The sequence below is a fragment of the Aeromonas sp. S15(2024) genome (genome assembly GCF_041402265.1).
Taxonomy (GTDB): domain Bacteria; phylum Pseudomonadota; class Gammaproteobacteria; order Enterobacterales; family Aeromonadaceae; genus Aeromonas; species Aeromonas dhakensis.
Window position 1 is genome coordinate 1 of sequence record NZ_JBGLQY010000022.1, and the last position, 3,930, is coordinate 3,930.

6 protein-coding genes are annotated in these 3,930 nt (G+C 55.6%); 3 read left to right on the top strand and 3 right to left on the bottom strand.

Annotated elements, in window-relative coordinates; translation table 11 throughout:
• The first annotated feature begins 128 nt into the window (after positions 1–128).
• Together ACB033_RS22565 and ACB033_RS22570 are read left to right on the top strand one after the other, a co-directional pair.
• On the top strand, positions 129–335 hold the full coding sequence (locus ACB033_RS22565; protein ID WP_257707829.1) for a hypothetical protein: 207 nt from the start codon (positions 129–131) through the stop codon (positions 333–335).
• A 108-nt stretch (positions 336–443) separates the two neighbouring features.
• Positions 444–683: a plasmid replication protein RepB gene (locus tag ACB033_RS22570; RefSeq protein WP_101618227.1), complete on the top strand. Its 240-nt coding sequence runs from the start codon at positions 444–446 to the stop codon at positions 681–683.
• Here the strand turns inward: ACB033_RS22570 and ACB033_RS22575 are convergent.
• The 3 genes from ACB033_RS22575 to ACB033_RS22585 form a co-directional block, all read right to left on the bottom strand.
• Entirely contained in the window at positions 680–871 is a 192-nt protein-coding gene (locus ACB033_RS22575; protein WP_216984257.1) for a hypothetical protein, read from the bottom strand. The two genes, ACB033_RS22570 and ACB033_RS22575, sit on opposite strands and share 4 nt — an antisense overlap.
• Positions 868–1,875, bottom strand: coding sequence for a plasmid recombination protein (locus tag ACB033_RS22580; protein WP_371140776.1), 1,008 nt, complete (start codon positions 1,873–1,875; stop codon positions 868–870). Before ACB033_RS22580 ends, ACB033_RS22575 begins: the two co-directional genes overlap by 4 nt.
• 418 nt (positions 1,876–2,293) lie before the next feature.
• Positions 2,294–2,584, bottom strand: coding sequence for a HigA family addiction module antitoxin (locus ACB033_RS22585; protein ID WP_216984255.1), 291 nt, complete (start codon positions 2,582–2,584; stop codon positions 2,294–2,296).
• Between the two features lie 315 nt (positions 2,585–2,899).
• On the opposite strand from ACB033_RS22585, the gene ACB033_RS22590 reads away from it, so the two are divergent.
• A complete protein-coding gene (locus ACB033_RS22590) occupies positions 2,900–3,175 on the top strand; it encodes a type II toxin-antitoxin system RelE/ParE family toxin (RefSeq protein WP_216984254.1) in 276 nt (91 codons plus the stop codon).
• Positions 3,176–3,930 lie beyond the last annotated feature (755 nt).

The following is a 3,930-nucleotide window of genomic DNA, read 5'->3' on the forward strand; positions in this document are numbered from 1 at the left end:
AAAAAAAAAAAGAGAGATGCTCTTTGCGAGGTGGGTAACTGCGCCCGTCCGTCCACATGCCATCGGTTTGGCTTGTGGGCGGCAGCAGTTATCCACGGAGGCGGGTTTGGTTTTGAGCGGAGGTACATATGGGGTTCGACAAGCACCTGATCGAGCTTGATGGTGATCGGGTATGGCTACTGGATGCTGCTGGCAAGCGGTTGTGCGACATGACGGACATGCAGCTGCTCGATTTTGGGAGCCGGATCAGCGTTGAAGGCGGCCTTCTCAACTTCGATTTGGAGGCCCAGAAGTGGCGGGAATGCCTCATTGCCTTGGGCCTTGAGCTGCATTGAAAATCATTTTCCAAATTCGATGCATCAAATCTGCAAAATGATAGCTTTTGGCTCGGCAGGGTGTATCATCAAATCACCGTTTTGATGTCTCATATTGGGGATTTGATGATGCAGGAAAAAGAGGCCAAGACCATTTTCGACATGGGGGGGTTCTCCAAGGCGATGATCGTCCCCACCCCCATGGGGGCTGGGTTCCATCTCCACCTGGTACGCTTCGGCAAGGGGGGCACCGAGGTGGTAGAGCGCCAGCGCGGCGGCTGGCGGGTTTTCTCCTCGATGGATGCCGCGGCCAACACCGCGAACGGTATCGGTTTTCGCCGCATCGAGATCGACCTGAGCAGCCGTTAGGGCCGAACCCAGCGCAGCAGGGCTGCCAGTGCAGCCATCGAGGCGGCTCCTTCCCACCATGCAGGGGCCGCCCAGCTAAACACATCGTGCAGGCCAAGCAGCCCCATGATCCAGCCGCCCGACAGGCTGGTCATGCCCTTCACGGCCAGCACCACGGCTAAGAGGCCGACTACATGCCACAGCCTCATGGCTCCATCCCTCTTGATCTCCTAGGCAACAGCTCCCGCAGCTTCTCGTCCAGCTCGTTGTTTTGTTCCGAGAGTTGTCGGTTGTAGCTCTTCAGCTTCGTGATCTCGGCATCCCGCTTCCCGATCTCGGTCTCCAACCGCTTCACGGTCTGCTCGCGCTGCCCAGCATCCCACTTCAACCCCAAAATCTCCTGCTTGGCCTCGCCTAATGCTCTCTGAGCGTTTTCGACGGACCTCCCTGCCTCTTGGGCTTTCTCAAGATTATCTGCGCTGTAGCGGCCTTTCTGGCGGCTAAACAGCGCCTGTTTTAGTTGCGCATTCTCCTCCTGCAGGGCGGCATTCTCGCGCTCCAGCCGCTTGGCCTTGGCATGTCCGGTTACCTTGTCGAGCATTGATGGTGCTGGCACCTGCCCAGCCGCCTTGCGGGGATCGTGAGGTGCGCCGCCAGCGGCACCGGGTTTGTACTCGCAGGCGATGTACGCATTGACGGCCTGCCATGCCCGTTTCCGCAAGGCTGCCACCTTGCTAGCCCCGTCTAACCACGCCTTGGCCTGTAGCTTGCCGTCTTTGATCGGTGTGACGACGATGTGGAAATGGGGGCTGCTCTCGTCGGTGTGGAGGTCGATCCCGACGATGTTGTCCTTCCCGAACTCCTTCGCCGCCCATTCCCTTACCCCCTTGGTCGCGAGGTTGATCGGGTCGGCGATGTCGAGCGGTCTACCCTCGGGGAAGTCTGGCTCTGGATCCTCTCGCCAATCAGTCTGGTTGCCGAGTTGGATCACGAACTGGATGGCCTGCACAGCATCCTTACGCTTGGCCAGGCCCTTGGCTTTGGTCAGCTGATCAGGTCGCCATGGCTTTACCTGGTGACGGCCCTGTGGGGTAAACCATGCTTCCTTCCGGAGTTGGCTTTCGGTGGCGTGAAGGCGGAGATTGTGCCCCTCTGCCCTGCCGATCGAGGAAGCCTGCATCTTGTCGATCGCTAGCGAAAATGAGAGCGCCATGTGGTCTGGCCCTTTGCTTTGAGTCTGCGGCTAGAGTAGCAGGCTCAGATGGCAAAGTGTTCTCCTAACACTTTGTGCCAAAGTTTGGAGCCCTGCGGGGCCTAAAAAACCCCTGTCGCGCTGCGCTTGCCACCTCCCGAGCCGGAGGCGGCAGACTGCGCTAGCCACCCCCGTTCAGGAGGTTTGAGCGAAAACCGTCATTACAGGTTGAAAGTGTCGTGATGTGACTATGTGCGTGTTCCAGATATGACAGGGGGTCTAATGAGAGATTTGATGCTGGCTGCGCTGCACATCATTGGTCGGAATAGTGTTAAGAACAATTTGGGTGTTGCGGCAGTGATTGTCGCGGGGGCTATTTTTATGTGGGTGGTAAAAATGTGAGATACAAAGAAGCCGCCAATGGCGGCTTCTTTAGCCCTTAAGCAAAAGCCACTTTGTGGAGGTGTGACGTATCCACAGTGGTCTTTGCCTTTGCAAGGCTATATGCGGCTTGGAGGTTGATCCAAGACTCTGGGGAACGCCCCAGAACGTAAGACAGGCGAACGGCCATGTCATAGCTGAGATCGCTCTTCTCGTTCAAGATGCGACTCAGTGTGGAGGTGGAAACCCCCAATTTTTCTGCCAGGGCCGTAACACCAATCTCCAGGGGCTCCATAAAGGCGAGCTTAATAAACTCTCCAGGATGCATCGGATTAGTGATAGTGCTCATTTGTAAACTCCAGACGAGGAACGTCATTTTTTATTGTAGACAAACGTAAATGTCTTTTGTCTGTTGCGCATTGCGTAACGCGCAAGTCGTTGACAAAAAGAATAAACCGTGTATAGTGGTCCGGTTACGTTCGGTTCCAGCGAGTCACTCGCTTGGGATCGCGGTGGCCTGTGGATTAGGTGTGATTAAGAACTCTGACAAGCTCGCAATCATACCGTCCTTCTTGTTCGTGTCAACCAAAGTACGCACTTTCGTGCATTTGGTCACGAATAAAACCTGTACTACTACACAAAATAATAATTGAGGATTCTGGTTGTGATTAAAAGCTATAAGTCTAAGAAATTGAAGGCCGCAGCAAGCGGCGATTACAGTAAGATCGACCCGAGACATCAGTCTGCTGTTAGGGTTGTTCTTGCCGCATTGGACACCGCCGTAATGGAGGGGGACTTTAGCCTTCCTGGAAAGCGGCTTCACCAATTGAAGCAGTTCGACCCTGTTCGCTGGTCACTTGATGTATCGGCAAACTTCCGGATTACTTTCGAGTGGGATGGCTGCAATGTGCACAAGGTGGATTACGAAGACACCCACTGATGGTGGGAAAGATCGTTGAGATCTTGAAGGATCCAGCGTAGATTCATCGACATAAACGAAAAAACCACCCGGCAAGGTGGTTTCTTCGACGGTACTTTGAGTTGGCGCTCTCTGTACCTGGTAACAGCTTCGGGCGGAAGCAGCTACCGTAATACCCAATCAGTTTAGCGGCCTACAGCCCCATCAATCAAGTAATCTCTCGCCCGAACCCTGTTACCGTTGGCCTCTGCCAATGGCGATTAGTCGTGTCCGCTCGAATTGGAAGCATGTAGATGTTGTCGAGCGGGTGCAGGGGTCGGGCCGAACGGGGAAACCTCACACACGGCCCAGCGTGCGACGCGCACCATAGCCTCCCAGGGTTCGCAACCTTGGGGCACCAGCACCGAGCGCAACGGGGAACCAACCACGGCCAGCTCGATAAAAACGGCGCGGCAGTCCGGCCCACAGGTGGGGACTGAAGCAGGTGCAGAGTGGCAAGGTGTGTCTCAGGAGCGCGTGAGGGGGAGCTGCCGCAAGCAGCCTCGATAGTCCTGAGCAAGGCGAACCATCCAGCCGAACTACGTCAAAAATGACGTAAAAACGCAGGAGGGCGAGCCTATCTTGAAGCGCAGCGAAGGATAGGCTCGCCTGTGCCCTTTTCGTTCAAAAAAAAAAAGAGAGATGCTCTTTGCGAGGTGGGTAACTGCGCCCGTCCGTCCACATGCCATCGGTTTGGCTTGTGGGCGGCAGCAGTTATCCACGGAGGCGGGTTTGGT

What these genes read in the sequence shown, in the direction of transcription:
- ACB033_RS22565 (WP_257707829.1), top strand. Translation starts at nt 129, where the DNA reads ATGGGGTTCGACAAGCACCTGATCGAGCTTGATGGTGATCGGGTATGG.
- ACB033_RS22570 (WP_101618227.1), top strand. Translation starts at nt 444, where the DNA reads ATGCAGGAAAAAGAGGCCAAGACCATTTTCGACATGGGGGGGTTCTCC.
- ACB033_RS22575 (WP_216984257.1), bottom strand. Translation starts at nt 871, where the DNA reads ATGAGGCTGTGGCATGTAGTCGGCCTCTTAGCCGTGGTGCTGGCCGTG.
- ACB033_RS22580 (WP_371140776.1), bottom strand. Translation starts at nt 1,875, where the DNA reads ATGGCGCTCTCATTTTCGCTAGCGATCGACAAGATGCAGGCTTCCTCG.
- ACB033_RS22585 (WP_216984255.1), bottom strand. Translation starts at nt 2,584, where the DNA reads ATGAGCACTATCACTAATCCGATGCATCCTGGAGAGTTTATTAAGCTC.